This is a genomic window from Falsihalocynthiibacter sp. S25ZX9, from assembly GCF_041205405.1.
GTDB lineage: Bacteria > Pseudomonadota > Alphaproteobacteria > Rhodobacterales > Rhodobacteraceae > Falsihalocynthiibacter > Falsihalocynthiibacter arcticus.
On record NZ_JBGFCD010000236.1, the window covers coordinates 1 to 303 of the forward strand.

Annotated in this window: 1 pseudogene; it reads left to right on the top strand. The window is 57.8% G+C overall.

The annotated features are described in order from the left end of the window. A pseudogene (locus tag AB9F29_RS22075) lies at positions 1-303 on the top strand (aldehyde dehydrogenase family protein); the annotation flags it as partial.

The window sequence follows — 303 nt, forward strand, 5'->3', positions numbered from 1 at the left end:
CTTCACAAAACCCGTCAAGGGTTTCCCAAGCAAAAACCCAGCCAATGGCGAGACCCTCGCGATCATCAGCCAAGGCACCAAAAGCGATGTTGACGCCGCCGTAAAAGCAGCACGCGCGGCGCAAGGGCCATGGGCAAAAACATCGGGACATGCGCGGGCGAAATACCTCTATGCCATCGCGCGGTTGGTGCAAAAGCATTAGCGCCTCTTTGCGGTCCTTGAGACCCTCGACAACGGCAAGCCCATCCGTGAGAGCCGGGACATCGATATTCCTTTGGTCGCGCGGCACTTCTATTACCACGC